The 15,722-nt window shown below is 65.2% G+C and carries 17 protein-coding genes; 5 read left to right on the top strand and 12 right to left on the bottom strand.

Translation table 11 applies throughout. The annotated features are described in order from the left end of the window. Positions 1–250 precede the first annotated feature (250 nt). Positions 251–1,321 carry an IS110 family transposase gene (locus tag NQJ30_RS11615; RefSeq protein WP_255770082.1) on the top strand — a complete coding sequence of 357 codons (1,071 nt, stop codon included), beginning with the start codon at positions 251–253 and terminating at the stop codon, positions 1,319–1,321. A 133-nt stretch (positions 1,322–1,454) separates the two neighbouring features. On the opposite strand, the gene NQJ30_RS11610 is transcribed toward NQJ30_RS11615, so the two are convergent. From NQJ30_RS11610 to glgX, 3 genes are read right to left on the bottom strand one after another with little or no spacing between them, the layout of a single operon-like run. Beyond that, positions 1,455–1,811, bottom strand: coding sequence for a barstar family protein (locus tag NQJ30_RS11610; RefSeq protein ID WP_255770071.1), 357 nt, complete (start codon positions 1,809–1,811; stop codon positions 1,455–1,457). Between the two features lie 8 nt (positions 1,812–1,819). Continuing rightward, positions 1,820–2,308, bottom strand: a complete 489-nt coding sequence (locus NQJ30_RS11605; RefSeq protein WP_255770070.1) for a ribonuclease domain-containing protein — start codon at positions 2,306–2,308, stop codon at positions 1,820–1,822. A gap of 17 nt (positions 2,309–2,325) precedes the next feature. Continuing rightward, the gene (glgX, locus tag NQJ30_RS11600; protein WP_255770069.1) at positions 2,326–4,437 is read right to left on the bottom strand and encodes a glycogen debranching protein GlgX; all 2,112 of its coding nucleotides are present in this window, start codon (positions 4,435–4,437) and stop codon (positions 2,326–2,328) included. Between the two features lie 138 nt (positions 4,438–4,575). Here glgX and NQJ30_RS11595 point away from each other — a divergent pair, with 138 nt between their 5' ends. Continuing rightward, positions 4,576–5,370 carry a carbon-nitrogen hydrolase family protein gene (locus NQJ30_RS11595; RefSeq protein WP_255770068.1) on the top strand — a complete coding sequence of 265 codons (795 nt, stop codon included), beginning with the start codon at positions 4,576–4,578 and terminating at the stop codon, positions 5,368–5,370. A 90-nt stretch (positions 5,371–5,460) separates the two neighbouring features. Here NQJ30_RS11595 and rlmB read toward each other — a convergent pair whose 3' ends face one another. The 5 genes from rlmB to NQJ30_RS11570 all read right to left on the bottom strand — a co-directional run bounded on the left by rlmB (position 5,461) and on the right by NQJ30_RS11570 (position 9,921). Then, the gene (rlmB, locus tag NQJ30_RS11590; RefSeq protein ID WP_255770067.1) at positions 5,461–6,450 is read right to left on the bottom strand and encodes a 23S rRNA (guanosine(2251)-2'-O)-methyltransferase RlmB; all 990 of its coding nucleotides are present in this window, start codon (positions 6,448–6,450) and stop codon (positions 5,461–5,463) included. Between the two features lie 69 nt (positions 6,451–6,519). Beyond that, the gene (cysS, locus tag NQJ30_RS11585) at positions 6,520–7,992 is read right to left on the bottom strand and encodes a cysteine--tRNA ligase (protein ID WP_255770066.1); all 1,473 of its coding nucleotides are present in this window, start codon (positions 7,990–7,992) and stop codon (positions 6,520–6,522) included. A gap of 9 nt (positions 7,993–8,001) precedes the next feature. Next, a complete protein-coding gene (gene ispF / locus NQJ30_RS11580) occupies positions 8,002–8,502 on the bottom strand; it encodes a 2-C-methyl-D-erythritol 2,4-cyclodiphosphate synthase (protein WP_255770081.1) in 501 nt (166 codons plus the stop codon). A gap of 17 nt (positions 8,503–8,519) precedes the next feature. Further along, positions 8,520–9,302, bottom strand: a complete 783-nt coding sequence (gene ispD / locus NQJ30_RS11575) for a 2-C-methyl-D-erythritol 4-phosphate cytidylyltransferase (protein WP_255770065.1) — start codon at positions 9,300–9,302, stop codon at positions 8,520–8,522. Positions 9,303–9,438: 136 nt separating this feature from the next. Beyond that, complete coding sequence (locus NQJ30_RS11570) at positions 9,439–9,921, bottom strand: CarD family transcriptional regulator (protein WP_026266570.1); 483 nt, start codon at positions 9,919–9,921, stop codon at positions 9,439–9,441. 270 nt (positions 9,922–10,191) lie between these two features. Here NQJ30_RS11570 and NQJ30_RS11565 point away from each other — a divergent pair, with 270 nt between their 5' ends. Beyond that, on the top strand, positions 10,192–10,755 hold the full coding sequence (locus NQJ30_RS11565) for a hypothetical protein (protein WP_255770080.1): 564 nt from the start codon (positions 10,192–10,194) through the stop codon (positions 10,753–10,755). A gap of 161 nt (positions 10,756–10,916) precedes the next feature. Here the strand turns inward: NQJ30_RS11565 and NQJ30_RS11560 are convergent, their stop codons facing one another. Further along, positions 10,917–11,597 carry a response regulator transcription factor gene (locus tag NQJ30_RS11560; RefSeq protein WP_255770064.1) on the bottom strand — a complete coding sequence of 227 codons (681 nt, stop codon included), beginning with the start codon at positions 11,595–11,597 and terminating at the stop codon, positions 10,917–10,919. Next, complete coding sequence (locus tag NQJ30_RS11555) at positions 11,594–12,802, bottom strand: sensor histidine kinase (RefSeq protein WP_255770079.1); 1,209 nt, start codon at positions 12,800–12,802, stop codon at positions 11,594–11,596. The genes NQJ30_RS11560 and NQJ30_RS11555 overlap by 4 nt, the downstream gene beginning before the upstream one ends. A 201-nt stretch (positions 12,803–13,003) precedes the next feature. Between NQJ30_RS11555 and phoU the strand changes: the two genes are divergently transcribed. Then, entirely contained in the window at positions 13,004–13,657 is a 654-nt protein-coding gene (gene phoU, locus NQJ30_RS11550; RefSeq protein WP_255770063.1) for a phosphate signaling complex protein PhoU, read from the top strand. A gap of 76 nt (positions 13,658–13,733) precedes the next feature. Here the strand turns inward: phoU and NQJ30_RS11545 are convergent, their stop codons facing one another. Further along, positions 13,734–14,480 (bottom strand): phosphoglyceromutase, encoded by a 747-nt coding sequence (locus NQJ30_RS11545; protein WP_255770062.1) that lies wholly within the window; start codon positions 14,478–14,480, stop codon positions 13,734–13,736. Between the two features lie 63 nt (positions 14,481–14,543). Between NQJ30_RS11545 and NQJ30_RS11540 the strand changes: the two genes are divergently transcribed. Beyond that, the gene (locus NQJ30_RS11540) at positions 14,544–15,389 is read left to right on the top strand and encodes a class I SAM-dependent methyltransferase (RefSeq protein ID WP_255770061.1); all 846 of its coding nucleotides are present in this window, start codon (positions 14,544–14,546) and stop codon (positions 15,387–15,389) included. Here NQJ30_RS11540 and NQJ30_RS11535 read toward each other — a convergent pair. Then, positions 15,377–15,715: a DUF2516 family protein gene (locus NQJ30_RS11535; protein WP_255770060.1), complete on the bottom strand. Its 339-nt coding sequence runs from the start codon at positions 15,713–15,715 to the stop codon at positions 15,377–15,379. The genes NQJ30_RS11540 and NQJ30_RS11535 overlap by 13 nt on opposite strands. Between the last annotated feature and the right edge of the window lie 7 nt (positions 15,716–15,722).

Genomic DNA, 15,722 nt, shown 5'->3' with positions numbered 1-15,722 from the left:
GCCCCGCCCCCGAAGATGTGGCTCATACAATCATTGACGTTTGAGTGTCTTGCAGTGGACTTGTCCATCTTTCGGGGTGGGCGGCCGGTAACCGTCCGGCCCACATCGGTAGCTTGATCAGAAGATTGTCCACCCCATGGCGGGCGTGACCCATCACAGTGCTGTTCCGACGTGACTCCGACCGGCTGATACCGGCCTGCGACGGCCGTTGAACCATGTCCATCACTCTTGGAAAGGTGCCGTGATCACCATGTCCATCGTCGCTCATGCCCACCCATTTGTCGTGGGTGTCGACACGCACGCTCGCAACCATGTCTATGCGATCCTCGCCGCTCCTACCGGTGCCCTACTTGAAACCCGGGCATTTCCCACCAACGCGGCTGGAATCAACCGCGCCATCACGTGGGTGGCCCGCCGCACCGGCGCGGATGCCGACACCCTCTGGGTCATCGAAGGTGCCGCGACCTACGGGGCGATCCTGGCCGGCACAGTGGCCTCGCATGGTTATCCGGTGGCCGAGGCACCACGCATGGATGCCAAGAAACGCCGCGGCGTGGGGAAAACCGACGCCCTGGACGCCCACCAGATCGCGGCCGCAACTCTGCCGCTGCCCATGGAAAAGCTGCGCCGCCCCCGGCTCAACGACGGGATCCGCCAAGCGGTACGTATCTTGACCACCGCCCGCGGCGCCATGAGCGCCGACCGCACACGGTCGGTCAACGCGCTCAACGCTCTGGTACGCAGCAACAACCTGGGGGTCGATGCCCGCAAGTCCCTCACCGCCTCACAGACCTCGGACATCTCGCGGTGGCGGCCCCGCCAGGAAGAACTATCCTTGTCCGTCGCCCGGACCGAGGCCATTCGCCTGGCTAAACATATCCTCGAACTGGACGAACAGCTCATGGCCAATGAGAAGCAGCTGGACGAGCTGGTCAAGGTCAGCGAGGCCGCACCCTTGCTAGAAGAGAAAGGGTTCGGGGCGATCAGCGCCGCGAAGTGTCTCACCGCGTGGTCCCACGAAGGCAGGGTTCGCAACGAGGCGGCATTCGCCTCCCTGGCCGGGGTGAACCCCATCCCAGCCTCTTCCGGGAACACCGTCAGGCATCGGCTAAACCGGGGCGGCGACAGGGCGCTGAACAGCGCACTTCACATGGTCGCGGTAACGAGGATGACACATGATGCCGAAACCCGCGAGTACGTGGAAAAACGACGCGCGGAAGGTCGTACCGACAAAGAAATCCGGCGGTGCATCAAACGCTACATGGCCCGCCGCATCTATCGGACGCTCAATGCCTCATCCGAAACATTGAGCGGGGCTTGACAGACATAGAAGAGTCCACCGAGGCCACACCTCACTCAAAGGTCAGCCACCGGCCAGCCGTGTCACTAACCTCTCAGGTCAATACACCTAATGCGCCGGCACCGCTTCGACGCTCAGCGGTTGGCGACGTTGTCTACAGGAGGACGGCAGTGACCCTCAGGTCGCTGCCGGCGTAGTTCTCGGCATCCTGGAGGATCTCGCAGATGACCCCGAAGGAACGGTCGCCGCGGAAGGCCGCGGCGACCTGCCAGAGGATGGTGACCGGGGCGTTGCCGTTTTCGCTGATGCTGTCCGCAAAATCGTGGAGTGAATCGTTGAGGGCGTCCAGGTTCACCCCGTAGTGCTCGGGGAAGGACAGGACTTCACCAAACGTTTCCAGGACCGTCCGTTTGCTGTCCGCGGCGGGCACCACCAGGCTGCGGCGGCCGGCGTCGGCCGTCTGTTCCTGCAGTTCCTCCATGGTCCACGTTTCGGCGGAGTAGATCTTCATACTGGGTTTCAGCTGCCTTCTGCTATGAATTTGAATGAGTCGTAGTGGTCCTGGGTGTAATACTTTTCTCCCCCGGCGCCGGCAACGATCCGGCGGGCGCCACGGTCCGATTCTCCCGGGGTGGGCACGGTGTACTCCCGGTAGTAGCCCGAAGCCTGCCGGGGCAGGACGCGTTCAAAGTTGCCGAAGGCCTGGTCATCCTGGCTGTAGGAGTAGGGGCCGCCTTTGCGGATGAGCGCGAGGGTTTTGCGTGCTTCGGCCGGGAGCGCGGACTCGCGGATCGCCGGCAGGGCGGAGGGGTTTGTGGGAACCGCTGCGGGCGCCGGAACATGCGCCGGCCCGGTGGCGGGAGCCTCCGGAACAGGGGCCGCGCTGGAACTGGCTGCCGGCGTCGTACTTCCCGTCAGGGACTCGAGGAACCCGATGCCGCCGAAGATGGCCAGGGCGGCCACCACCAGCCCGGTCAGGAGCAGGGCAACGATGGAGCGGTTGCGCATTCTTGTCCCGTCCGCAGCTACGTGCGGTAGATGTTGATCGAGTTTGCCTCAACAAGGTCCGTCTCGCCGGATGCTACCCGGCCGCCCTGGCGGATCTCATGGAGGGGCGACGTGGTCAGCCGGAGTTCGAACATGCGGTGCGGCGTGCCGTCGTCGTTGGTCACCTCGGGGAGAGTGATCTTGACGTCGGACGTGCCGCCGTTGATCACCACAAGGCCTGCCAGTGTGCCGTCGTCGGAGCCGAGCAGGAGCTGCATCACCCGGTGCCGCGGGTCATTCCACCGGTCCATGGACATGGGCTGCCCGGTGTGGTCGAACCAATAGAGATAGGACTGTTCGTCCCGTGCCGGGAAATCGTGCGGCTGTCCGGCCAGGAACTCTTTTCGGAGCCGGATGAAACGCTTGGTGCTGCGGAGCATTTCGTGGGATTCCGGCGTGCGCGTCCAGTCAATCCAGGTGATGGCGTTGTCCTGGCAGTAGGCGTTGTTGTTTCCCTGTTGGGTGCGGGCCAGCTCGTCACCGCCGGTGATCATGGGAACGCCAAAGGAAATCATCATCGACGCCATGAGGTTGCGCCGGGACTGGGCCCGCTGGGCCAGGATGTCTTCATCCTCGGTGGGACCTTCGAACCCGTGGTTGTAGCTGCGGTTGTCGCCGTGGCCGTCCCGGTTCTGTTCCCCGTTGTCCTCATTGTGCTTGCGGTCAAAGGAAACGAGGTCGTGGAGGGTGAAGCCGTCGTGGGAGGTGACGAAGTTCAGCGACGCCAGCCTGGAACGGCCGGACGCTTCAAACAGCCCGGCCGACCCGGACAGGGCGTCGGCCAGCCGGGCCACGGAGCCGCCCTGCCCGCCCGATTCAATGGCCGCGCGGTCCGCGAGCCAGAAGGACCGGACGCCGTCCCGGAAGTGGTCGTTCCAGTCCACCCAGCCGCCTGGGAACCGGCCCGTCTGCCAGCCGCCGTACCCGACATCCCACGGTTCGGAAATCAGTTTCACGTCCGACAGGACGGGGTCGGCTGCCACGGCGACCAGGAACGGGTGCCGAGGATCAAACTCATTGTCCGCATTACGGCAGAGCGTCACGGCCAGGTCAAAGCGGAAACCATCGATATGGAACTCGTCCACCCAGTACCGAAGGGAATCCAGGACCAGCTGGACCACCCGGGGCTGGCCAAAATTCAGGCTGTTCCCGCAGCCGGTAGTGTCCACATACTTCCCGTGGCCGTCAGTGCGGTAATACGTCTCTTCACCAAGGCCGCGGAAGCTCGTGGCGGGCCCGTCGGGGCCGCCCTCGGCAGTGTGGTTGTAGACCACGTCAAGGATTACTTCCAGTCCTGCCGCGTGGAGCAGCTTGACCATTCCCTTGAATTCATCCTGGACTGCCTGCGGGCCTGCTTCCCGGGCGGCCCTGGTGGCGTAGCCCGGATGCGGCGCGAAGAAGGCCGCGGTGTTGTAGCCCCAATAGTTGGTCAGGCCGAGGTCCTGCAAGTGCAGCTCATCAAGGTGGAAGTGCACCGGGAGCAGCTGGACGGAGGTAATGCCGAGGCTTTTGAAATGCTCGATGATGGCCGGGTGGGCCATGCCGGCATAGGTCCCCCGCAATTCCTCGGGAACATCAGGATGCAACATCGTCTGGCCGCGGACGTGGGCCTCGTAAATGATGGTGTTCCGCCAGTGCAGCCGTGGCCGCTGGTCCGCTCCCCAGTCAAAATCGGCGGCCATCCGCACACTGGTCAGGAAACCTTCACTCTCATCCACCGCACGGCCGTAAGGATCGAGCAGCAGCGGCTGTCCGGCGTCGCCAACCAGATCCAGCATGGGGAAGGACAGCGGCAAAGCCTCCGAAGTAGGCGCCGCGCGGAACCCATAACGCGATCCGTACGGGAAATCCTGCACAATACCGTGGTGGACGCCGTGGGTGACATTGCGCAGGAGCTGCCGGCGCCACTCGCTGCTTGAGGCCTTGTAGACAATCTCGAGGTTCGCAACGCCGGGAGCGTAGACGGCCACGTTGGCGTTGGACGGATCTGCGGGGTCCGGCCCGGCCCCGGGGCGCGGCACGCTAACACCCAGGGGGCGCGCTGAAGAGGCGTCCATGGTGGAGGCGGTGTCAAATAGCGGCATAACCATCACCGACAATGGTAGCCGCCAGCGCCTGTTCAGCCGCACCCCGGCGTTTGTGACGCCGCGCGGCCAACCACTGTCCGGTGCGCCCGGAGTCGGCGGCGGGTTGCATACTGGAAGGAAACGTCGACGTGGAGGTGCTTGGTGCGGGTTGCGCTGGCTCAAATCATCAGCGGCCGGGACCTGGCCGCCAACCTGTCCCTTCTGGAAGAGCAGGCGCACCGGGCCAAGGCCGGCGGCGCGGACATGGTGGTGTTTCCGGAAGCTGCCATGCGGGCGTTCGGAAACTCGCTGCTGGACATTGCCGAACCCTTGGACGGGCCGTGGGCCACCCGGGTGCGCAGCGTGGCGGCCGCGTTGGAGATGGTGGTGGTGGCAGGGATGTTCACGCCGGGCACTGCGGGGAAAGTACGCAACACCCTGCTCGCAACCGGCCCGGGCGTGGAAACCAGCTACGACAAGGTCCACCTTTTTGACGCGTTCGGCTTCCTGGAATCCGACACCGTGGACCCGGGAACGGAGCCGGTGACGTTCTCCGCGGGTGGCCTGACCTTCGGGCTGACCACCTGCTACGACATCCGTTTTCCGGCCTTGTTTACGGCCAACGCCGAGCGGGGTGCGGACGCGAACATCATCTGCGCTTCCTGGGGCGCGGGTCCCGGCAAGGTGGACCAATGGCGGCTCCTGGCGCGGGCCCGGGCGCTGGACGCCACCACCTTCGTCCTGGCCTGCGGGCAGGGCGATCCCCTCACCCAGGGTGTGCACGCCAAGAACTCGGCTCCGACGGGCGTGGGGTATTCCGCCGTGGTCTCACCCTTTGGGGAGGTAGTGGAAGAGCTCGACGGCGCCCCCGGGCTGCTGTTCGCAGACCTGGACGCCGCCGTGGTCAGGGAAGCCCGCCAAAAGCTTCCGGTCCTGGCCAACCGCCGGGAGTTTTAACCAAAGCAAGACCCTCCGGCCGTGGCTGGGCAGGAGGGTCTCGACAGGCTCGACCACGGGAGGGTGACCCAGCCGCCGGCCCGCAACGAGTTACTTGGCGGCGCGCTGCCTGGAGATTTCGTACAGCGAGATCCCCACGGCCATGGAGGCGTTGAGCGATTCCATGGCGGAGTCGATGGGGATGGAGACAATCTGGTCGCAGTTTTCGCGGACCAGCCGGCTCAGGCCCTTGCCCTCGGAGCCGACCACGATGCAGACCGGTTCCGTGGCGAGTGTCAGGTCCGGCAGGGAGACGTCGCCGTCGCCGTCGAGACCCAGAACGAAGATGCCCATGTTCTTGAACTGCTTCAGCGCGCTGTTGAGGTTGGCAGCGCGTGCCACCGGGACGCGCACGGCCGCGCCGGCGCTGGTCTTCCAGGCCGAGGCGGTGACGCCCACGGAACGGCGTTCCGGCACAATGACGCCGTGGCCGCTGAAGGCCGAGACGGAGCGGATGATCGCGCCCAGGTTGCGGGGGTCCGTGATGCCGTCCAGCGCCACGAACAGCGGCGCGTTCGAAACGTGGCCCTTCTTCCAGCGGTCCACCGTTTCCTCAGCCAGGTCATAGGCGTCCTGGTATTCGTACGGCGGGATCTGCAGGACGAGGCCCTGGTGGACGGCGTCGTCGGTCATGCGGTCCAGTTCGGGCTTGCCGGTCTCGAGCAGCGGGATGCCGCGCTCGGCAGCGATCTTCAGGGACTCCTTGACACGGTCGTCCATTTCGATCCGGATGGCGATGTGCAGGGCCTTCGCGGGGATGCCGGCCCGGAGTGCCTCGACCACTGAGTTGCGGCCGGTTACCACTTCCTCGGTGGCACGCCCCTTGGGGCCCGACCGGGCTGCGCCGGCGCTGCGGGCACCCGTACCGCGCTTGGCAGCGGAGCGCTCCGCGAGCTGCTTATTCTTGTGTGCCTTGTGGTAAGTACGGTCTTCCGCCTTAGGCGTGGGACCCTTGCCTTCGAGGGCTTTGCGGCCGTGGCCACCGGTTCCGATGGTTGGCCCCTTCTTTGCTTTGACCGACCGGCGACCGTTATTGGCCATGAGAGTTCCACCCTTGATTGTTTGACTGAGTCTGCTTACCAGTCTACTGAATCAAGTAAAATCGCCCGTTCAGTCCCGCTGGAGGCTCCAGGTAGCGCCCTCGGGGCCGTCCTCGACGGCGACGCCGGCCGCCTTCAGCGTGTCCCGGATGGCGTCCGAGGCGGCCCAGTCCTTGGTTGCCCGGGCCTGGGCACGTGCGGCCAGCTGGGCCTCGACCAGTACCTCAAGGGCAGCCGTTTCGCGGGAGTCCGCTGCCGCGCCGGTGGCCACCGCGTTCAGGCCAAGAACGCGGAGCATGTCGTGGACGTCGTGCAGGGCCTGCCGGGCATCGTCCAGCCGCCCTTCCGTCAGGGCCGTGTTGCCGGACCGCACGGTTTCGTGCAGCACCGCGAGTGCCTGCGGGACGTTGAGGTCGTCATCCATGGCACGCTCGAACGCCTCGGGCACCTTGCCGTAGGTGAAGAACGCGTAGTTGCTTGCATCGGACGGTGTGCCCGCAGACAAGGCCCGAACGGCACGGGTGATGAAACCGTCAATGCGTTCGACGGCGGCAGCAGCCTCCTCCAGCGACGTGGGACGGTAGTCCAGCACTGACCGGTACTGGGCCTGTCCGAGGTAGTAACGCACCACCCGGGGCGACGCGAGCTCCAGCATCTCGGCGGGGCTGATGGTGTTGCCGATGGACTTGGACATTTTTTCACCCTGGTAGGTGACCATGCCGTTGTGCATCCAGAAGTTGGCGAAGCCGTGGCCCGCCGCCTGGGACTGGGCCATTTCGTTTTCGTGGTGCGGGAAGCGCAGATCGAGGCCGCCGCCGTGGATATCAAACTCGGTGCCGAGGTATTTCGTGACCATGGCGGAGCATTCCAGATGCCAGCCCGGACGGCCGGCACCCCACGGCGAAGCCCAGCTCGCCGTCGTCGGCTCTCCTTCTTTGTACCCCTTCCACAGCGCGAAGTCCCGGGGATCCTTCTTGCCGCGGGGATCGGCGTCGGGCGCGCCCTGCATGTCATCAATGTTCTGGCGGGTGAGCGAGCCGTACTTTTCCCAGGACCGCACGTCGAAGTAGACATCGCCGGAGCCGTCCAGGGCCGGGTAGGCGTGCCCGCGGTCGATCAGCTGCTGCACCAGCGCGTGCATCTCCGGGATGTGGCCCGTGGCGCGGGGTTCGTACGTGGGGCGGGACACGCCCAGTGTGTCGTAGGCCTTCAGAAACTCCTGCTCGTAGCGGTAGGCCAGCGCCCACCATTCCTCCTCGCGGACAGTGTCCGGGCCCTGCTCGAAGCCGGGTTCGAAGGACTCGGCGGATTTGGCAAGGATTTTGTCGTCAATGTCCGTGACATTGCGGACGGCTGTGACGCGCAGGCCCCGGTACTCAAGCCAGCGGGTGAGCTGGTCGAAGGCGATGGCCGACCGGATGTGGCCCACGTGAGGCATGCCCTGCACGGTGGCTCCGCAGTAGTACAGGCTCACCTTTCCCGGGACGAGGGGAACGAAGTCGCGGACTTCGGCGGATGCGGTGTCGTAAAAACGGAGGGTCACCGCTCCAGATTAGCCGATGCGGCCCGGTTGCCTGGGATACACCAGGGCGGTGGCAATGGCGGAAATGCCTTCAGCCCGGCCGGTGAAACCCAGCCCGTCGCTGGTGGTGGCCGTGACGCTGACGGGAGCGCGTGCCGCCGCACTCAGGACGTCCTGCGACTCCAGCCGGCGCGGACCGAACTTCGGCCTGTTGGCCACAAACTGGACCGCCACATTGCCGATTTCAAATCCGGCCGCCCGGACAATCCTGGCTGCTTCGGCCAGGAGGGTCACTCCGGACGCGCCGGCGAACTCCGGCCGGTCGGTGCCGAAATGGGTCCCCAGGTCCCCGATGCCGGCGGCCGAGAACAGTGCATCGGCTGCCGCGTGGGCCACGGGGTCACCGTCCGAGTGCCCGGCGAGCCCGCGTTCGCCTTCCCACAGCAACCCGCCCAGCCACAGCGGACGGGGGCTTTCGCCGGAGGCGTAGGCGTGGACGTCGAGTCCGATGCCGGTGCGCGGCAGGATCATCTGCGTGCCCTCCATGCTCAGCCTTCCACCCAGCGGATCCCGAGCGGGCCTTCCAGCAGACCTTCGGCAATGATCAGGTCCAAGGGTGTGGTGATTTTCAGTGACTGGGTAGAGCCATGGACGGCATGGACGGGGACGCCCAGGAGTTCCACGAGCATGGCGTCGTCGGTCACCGCGGCAGCCTGGGCTTCATCAAACCGGGCGGCCGCCTGGTGAGCCTGCTGCAACGTGGACAGCCGGAAGCCCTGGGGCGTCTGGACGGAACGCAGTTCCTCCCGGCGGGCGGTCCCGGTGACGAGTTCCGGTGCGATGGCGCTGTCATCCCCGCTCGTCCGGGTGACGGTCTTGACGGTGTCCACCACAGGGACGGCCGGAATGACGGCGACGGCACCGGCGGCCAGGGCATCCACCACCCGGTGGAAGACATATTCGGGAGCCAGCGCGCGGGCGGCGTCATGTACCAGAACCGCTTCAACGCCATCGATCAGGCCGGCGAGACCGGCCCGGACTGAATCCGCGCGCGTGGCGCCGCCGTCCACCAGGGTGAGGATGGGGCCGCCGTCGGCCAATTCCTGCCTGAATTCTTCCAGGGAGGCATGGAGGCTGGCCGCGTCCGCCGGCAGGACTATGCACACCTGGCTGCTGACCCCTGATGCCACGACGCCGCGAAGTGCGTGCATCAGGATGGGTTCGCCGCCAAGCGGCACGGCGGCTTTCGGCATTCCGTAGCCCAGTCTTTCGCCGGAACCGGCGGCCACAAGGATGACGGCGGTGACGGGGCGGGGCAGTCCGTTGTTCATGGCGTCTAGCCTACGTCCCACCCGGCCCGTCCGGCTGAACCCGGCTGCAGGATTCGAGCCGGCGCAGGATGGTACCGGCCCGGAAACGGGCAAAAAGAAACCCCGGAGGTGCTTTCGCACCCCCGGGGTTCAATTCTTAGGAAGCCAGGACCTCGTCGAGAACGCTTGCCGCCTTCTCTTCGTCGGTCTTTTCAGCCAAAGCGAGTTCTGAAATCAGAATCTGCCGGGCCTTGGCCAGCATGCGCTTCTCACCTGCGGAAAGGCCCCGATCGTGATCCCGGCGCCAGAGGTCGCGGACAACCTCTGCTACCTTGATGACGTCACCGGAAGCAAGCTTCTCCAGATTTGCCTTGTATCTGCGTGACCAGTTGGTGGGCTCTTCAGTGAACTCGGCACGGAGTACGTCGAATACGTGCTCCAGGCCTTCCTTGCCCACTACGTCACGGACCCCAACCAGGTCAACGTTCTCTGCTGGAACTTCAATGGTCAGATCACCCTGAGCCACCTTGAGCTTGAGATACATCTTCTCTTCGCCCTTGACGGTGCGCATCTTGATTTCTTCAATTTTTGCTGCACCGTGGTGAGGGTAAACTACTGTCTCGCCGACCTCAAATACCATGTAAACATTCCCCTTTCCCGCAGACCAGTTTATCACGATTCAGGCATATGACTGGCCCGGAACGGGCCCCGGAACCCCGTAAATACGCGGAAAATGGGCCGAATCGACCCCCTCCAGCCCCTTGACGGATGCGGATAATAGTGCATGCCGGGCCCCGTGCCAAGGACGATGTGACTCCCCGGAATCCTCGTTTGAGGCCGATTGCCGCTAGGCTATGGCTGAATAATGTTTCCACATTCCCAAGGAGTACGTGACGTGCGTTTCACTGCGATGAACCGGGCCCAGAGCGGCAAACTGGCACTGGCGGCAGGAGCCCTGGCCCTGGGCTTGGCGACGATGACCGGCTGCGGCTACATCACCCCCCAGCAGACCACTCACCAGTACTCCTCCTCCGACGGCATCCGCGCGGATCTTGGACCCCTGCAGCTGCGGAACATGCTGATCGTCTCGGCCGGCGCGGACAAGCCGGGCCGCCTGATTGGTGCCGTGTACAACTCGTCTTCGCAGGACGTCAAGCTCACGGTCAACGGCGCCAAGGGCTCCCAGACGCAGGTGCCGGTGAAGGCAAACTCCTACACCCTGCTCAACCAGTCCACGGACGCGGCCATCCTCAGCACGAGCGGCGGCATTCCCGGATCCCTCGTGAACATCAAGGTTGCCGAAGACGGCACCAACGTCACAAAGACTGTAGAGATGCCCGTCCTGGACGCCACGCTGCCCGAGTACAAGGAGTACCTCCCGGCAGGCAGCGAACCGACCGGATCCGCCTCACCCACGCCGTCGCCGTCGGCCTCGGCAACCGCCTCGGCAACTGCCTCAGCGGCAGCGCACTAGGCCGGCACAGCAACCAGGCAAACGCAAAAAGGAGGGGCTCCCAGGGGAGCCCCTCCTTTTTGCCGTGCCAACGCGGGTTGCCGCGCCAGCGCGGGTTGAGGCGCCAGCGTCAGGCTTAGGCGGAGGCGCAGGCCGTAGGCCGTCGGCCTAAGGCCTGCGCTCTACGGCTCGAACTTGTAGCCCAGACCGCGGACCGTCACCAGGTAGCGCGGTGCCGACGGGTCCGGCTCGATCTTCCCGCGGAGCCGTTTGACGTGCACATCGAGGGTTTTGGTGTCCCCCACGTAGTCGGAGCCCCAGACCCTGTCGATTAGCTGGCCGCGGGTCAGCACCCGGCCGGAATTCCGCAGCAGCATTTCCAGTAGCTCGAATTCCTTCAACGGCAGGAGGACCTGCTCGCCGTCCACGCTGACCACGTGCCGCTCGATGTCCATGCGGACAGGCCCTGCCTGCACCGTGGCGGAGATCAGCTCTTCAGGCTCACCCTGACGGCGGAGCACGGCCCGCACCCGGGCCACCAGTTCACGCGAGGAATAAGGCTTGGTGACATAGTCATCGGCCCCCAACTCGAGGCCCACCACCTTGTCGATCTCCGAGTCCTTGGCCGTCAGCATGATGACCGGAACACCGGACCGCTGGCGCAACTGGCGGCAAACTTCGGTTCCGGGCAGGCCGGGCAGTTGCAGGTCCAGGAGGACAAGGTCCGCCCCGTTCCGGTCAAACTCGGTGATCGCGTCGAGGCCGTTGTCCACGACTTCGACCTCGAATCCTTCCTTGCCCAGCAAATAGGACAACGGGTCGCTGAACGACTCCTCGTCCTCGACAATCAAAATCCTGCTCAAGCGCTGGCTCCTTGCTCATGTACGCCGCGCTCTGTAACACGCTCGGGTACGGCTCGATCTTTGACAACTGGAGTATCGGCTTCGTCCTGGCTCTCCATCTCGGGGAGCCTCAGGGTGAAGGTGGACCCCTGTCCGGGCCGGGACCACAACGTCACCTCACCGCCATGGTTCGATGCAACGTGCTTGACGATGCTCAGGCCCAGGCCCGTGCCGCCGGTGTGGCGGGACCGTGCTGCGTCCACGCGGTAGAAGCGCTCAAAGACGCGTTCCTGGTCCTCCGGGGTCATCCCTTCGCCCTGGTCCGTGACGGACACGGCGATGAGTCCGTCCTTGACCCGGACGCCCACGCCCACTTTGGTGTTTTCCGGCGAATAGCGGATGGCGTTATCGATCAGGTTCCGCAGCGCAGTAACGAGCAGGTCCCGGTCCCCATAAACTCTGGCGTCTGCGTGTTCACCGACCACGATCTTGATCTTCTTGCTTTCAGCGGGCAGCTGGGAGCGGTCCACCGCTTCGGCGATGACGGCGTTGATATCCACTGCGCTGCCCCCCTGGGACACGTTGGCGCCTTGGAGCCGGGAGAGCTCGATGATGTCCTGGACCAGGGCAGCAAGCCGGCCTGATTCCTTGTGCATGCGTTTGGCGAACCGGCGGACAGCCTGTTCGTCATCTGCCGAAGATTCCAGCGCCTCCGCCAGCAGGGAAATCGCCCCCACCGGGGTCTTCAACTCGTGGGAGACGTTGGCCACGAAGTCGTTGCGGATCTCTTCCGTCCGGGTGATCTCTGTGCGGTCGTCGGCCAGCAGGAGGATGTATTCCTCGCCCAGCATGGCAGCACGCACCTGCACAATGATGGTGCCCTGGCCCAGCGGGCCGCGCGGGAGTTCGAGCTTTTTCTCCAGGATCACGCCGTCGCGGCGAACCCCGGCTGTCATGTCCAGGAGCTCTTTGTGGACCACAGTGTGTCCGCGGACCAGGCCGTAGGCGTACGCTGCGGGACTGGCCCGCACCACTCCATCAATGGCGTCCACCACCACGAAGGCCCGGCCAACCACGGCCAGTACCTCCGCGGCGCCCTTCGGCAGGGCGAGCTCATCCTCGTCGACGTCGGCAAGTTGGCGCTGCTTTTCACTGACCCTGAAGGCGAGCACGCCAAAGGTGCCGAGCGCCAGGCCGACGAGGCCGGCGATGACACCGATGAGCATAGGATCCACGACTCCAGCTTATGCTGTGGTTAGTGGCCTGCCGGTGCGTCCGGGACCATTGCACAGACGGTTCAGCTAACGTTCATCTACAAGAGAGTGTTCGTTCACCGCACGCTGGCAGAGTTACGGGTTGGAGTGCCGAACGGCGACATGAATTCCGTCTGCCTTCGGGGGCCGGAATTCCAGAGAAAGGACGCCCCCGTGCGTAAGGTTTTTCAGGAAGAGCTGGCTCAGGTCGGTGAGCAGCTGGTTGAGATCTCCAAGTTGGTCAGCGAGGCCATGGAGAAGGCCACCACCTCATTCCAGGTTGCGGACGTTGACCTGGCCGAAGACGTCATTGCAGCTGACGCCCGCATCGATTTCCTGCAGAACAGCCTGGATGAGCGCGCCATCGACATCCTCGCCCTGCAGGGCCCGGTAGCCAGCGATCTGCGCATGATCGTCGGCTCACTGCGGATGAGCGCGTCGCTGGAGCGCATGGGCGACCTTGCCCGGCACGTCGCCCAGCTGGCCCGGCTGCGCTTCCCCTCCAACGTGATCCCCGCCTCCATGACGGACACGTTCAAGCAGATGGCTGAGCTCGACCAGCTGATCGCGGACAAACTCACCGTGCTCCTGGAATCCCGGGATCTCGAAGTGGCCCGCGACATCCTCAAGGCCAACAGCACCATTGACGATCTTCACCTGAGCGTCTTCAAGGCCATCGCTTCGCCCGATTGGGCCGAGTCCCCCGCCACCACCGTGGACGTTGCCCTGGCGAGCCGCTACTTCGAACGGTTCGCCGACCACGGCGTCTCCGTGGCACGCAAGGTCACCTACCTGGTGACCGGCGAATGGCAGCCCCAGGGCTTCTAGCCCCGAACTGCACCGCGTACGACGGCGGGCCGGTCACCTCAGGTGACCGGCCCGCCGTCGTGATGGCTGCTTTGCTTTATTTCTTGCCCTGGTTGGCAACTGCCAGGATGGCCTCGGCAGCGGCCTCGGGGTCCAGGTAGGTGCCGCCCGGCTTGATGGGCTGGAAGTCCTCGTCGAGGTCGTAGACCAGCGGGATTCCGGTGGGGATGTTCAGGCTGGCGATGGCGTCGTCGCTGATGCCGTCCAGGTGCTTGACCAGTGCGCGAAGGGAGTTGCCGTGGGCGGTGACCAGGACGGTCTTGCCGGCCTTCAGGTCTTCCTTGATGTCCGATTCCCAGTAGGGCAGCAGGCGCATCAGGACGTCCTTGAGGCACTCGGTGCGCGGCAGGGCGTCGCCGAGGTCCGCGTAACGGGGATCGTGGGCCTGGGAGAACTCGCTGTCATCCGAGAGGGGCGGCGGCGGGGTGTCGTAGCTGCGGCGCCATTCCATGAACTGCTCTTCGCCGAATTCGGCCAGGGTCTGGGCCTTGTCCTTGCCCTGCAGGGCGCCGTAGTGGCGTTCGTTCAGCCGCCAGTCACGCTTGACGGGGATCCAGCCGCGATCAGCCTTGTCCAGGGTGATGTTGGCGGTGTTGATGGCGCGCCTGAGAAGTGACGTGTACAGGACGTCGGGGAGGATGTTGTTCTCCACCAGGAGCTCACCACCACGGGCTGCTTCCTCGCGGCCCTGATCGTTGAGGTCAACGTCCACCCAGCCGGTGAACAGGTTCTTGGCGTTCCATTCGCTGTGGCCGTGGCGCAGCAGAATCAGCTTGTAAGTCATGATTTTCATCCTAGCGGAGGGCACGCTGCAGCCTGCCCTGCGTTACGGGGATAAAGTTGGGCCGTGGTGCAAAAGGCTGAGCGGGTGAACGCGCCCCATTCCCGCAGCGGCAAGCCGGTGGGAAACGTTACCCGCGGCACCACCAACCCGAACCGCATGCGCCGTGTGGACCGCTGGCTCACCGGGCCCCAGGCCTGGCGCCTCCGCGGGGCCACGGACCCGCTGGTGGTGGACCTGGGCTACGGCGCAACGCCCGCCACCGCCGTCGAACTTTTTGACCGCCTCCGCGCCTCCCGGCCGGACGTGCGCGTGGTGGGGATCGAGATTGAGCCGGAACGCGTCCGTGCGGCGAAGGCGCTGGAACGGCCGGGGCTGAGCTTCCAGGTGGGCGGCTTCGAACTGCCGGTGCCTGGGCGGCCGGTGCTGGTGCGTGCCTTCAACGTCCTGCGGCAGTACGAAGAGGCTGACGTGGCAGCAATCTGGCGCCTGGTCCAGGGCCGGCTATCCCCCGGCGGGATATTTATTGACGGGACGTGCGATGAGATCGGCCGCCGCGTCACGTGGGTTGCCCTCGACGCTGAACGGCCGTTGTCCCTGAGCATGGCCGTCCGGTTCGGCAGCTTTGACCTGCCCTCGGACCTTGCCGAGCGTCTGCCGAAGGCCCTCATCCATCGCAACGTCCCCGGGGAACCGGTGCACCGTCTGATGCAGGCGATGGACCGCGCGTGGCTGGAGTCAGCGCCGCTGGCATCGTTCGGCAGCCGGCAACGCTGGCAGGCGATGTGCAAGGCACTGCGCGACGGCGGGTGGCCCGTTCAGGACGGACCGTCGCGGTGGCGCCTGGGTGAACTGACGGTCAGCTGGGAAGCGGTGGCGCCGAACTCAGTGGCGCCCGGTCACCAGCCGTAAGGGCGGTTGCCGCCCCGGCCCGCATCCTTGACGGCGGGACGGACGTCTGCCAAGTAGACGGACGCGGCCACTACGGCCGCAAGCCCGAACAGGCCGAGGGTGCCGAAGATGCCGCCGCTGCTGAAGAGGGAAATGGCCCCGATGAACGTGGCACCGCCGGTCAGCGCCAGCCAGAACGTTTTGGTCCGCTTGCCGGTGGCTTCGAAGGCGGCGGACTTGTGGCGGATGCAGTCCAGCAGCGCCCACGCCTCAAGTGCCAGTGCCACCAGGGCAAGGATAAAAAACACTGCCTGCTCTACAGGCCGAATAATCAGTTCACCGTCCACCGTCCAA

Origin of the sequence: Pseudarthrobacter sulfonivorans, from assembly GCF_024391045.1 — a bacterium.
GTDB lineage: Bacteria > Actinomycetota > Actinomycetes > Actinomycetales > Micrococcaceae > Arthrobacter > Arthrobacter sulfonivorans_B.
This window is presented reverse-complemented; position numbering and strand designations above follow the sequence as displayed.

Bases quoted from the DNA above. Each gene is read 5' to 3' on its own strand.
- NQJ30_RS11545 (WP_255770062.1), bottom strand. From the start codon at position 14,480: ATGACTTACAAGCTGATTCTGCTGCGCCACGGCCACAGCGAATGGAAC.
- NQJ30_RS11610 (WP_255770071.1), bottom strand. From the start codon at position 1,811: ATGAAGATCTACTCCGCCGAAACGTGGACCATGGAGGAACTGCAGGAA.
- NQJ30_RS11565 (WP_255770080.1), top strand. From the start codon at position 10,192: ATGAACCGGGCCCAGAGCGGCAAACTGGCACTGGCGGCAGGAGCCCTG.
- NQJ30_RS11570 (WP_026266570.1), bottom strand. From the start codon at position 9,921: ATGGTATTTGAGGTCGGCGAGACAGTAGTTTACCCTCACCACGGTGCA.
- rlmB (WP_255770067.1), bottom strand. From the start codon at position 6,450: ATGGCCAATAACGGTCGCCGGTCGGTCAAAGCAAAGAAGGGGCCAACC.
- NQJ30_RS11605 (WP_255770070.1), bottom strand. From the start codon at position 2,308: ATGCGCAACCGCTCCATCGTTGCCCTGCTCCTGACCGGGCTGGTGGTG.
- NQJ30_RS11615 (WP_255770082.1), top strand. From the start codon at position 251: ATGTCCATCGTCGCTCATGCCCACCCATTTGTCGTGGGTGTCGACACG.
- ispF (WP_255770081.1), bottom strand. From the start codon at position 8,502: ATGATCCTGCCGCGCACCGGCATCGGACTCGACGTCCACGCCTACGCC.
- glgX (WP_255770069.1), bottom strand. From the start codon at position 4,437: ATGGTTATGCCGCTATTTGACACCGCCTCCACCATGGACGCCTCTTCA.
- ispD (WP_255770065.1), bottom strand. From the start codon at position 9,302: ATGAACAACGGACTGCCCCGCCCCGTCACCGCCGTCATCCTTGTGGCC.
- NQJ30_RS11555 (WP_255770079.1), bottom strand. From the start codon at position 12,802: ATGCTCATCGGTGTCATCGCCGGCCTCGTCGGCCTGGCGCTCGGCACC.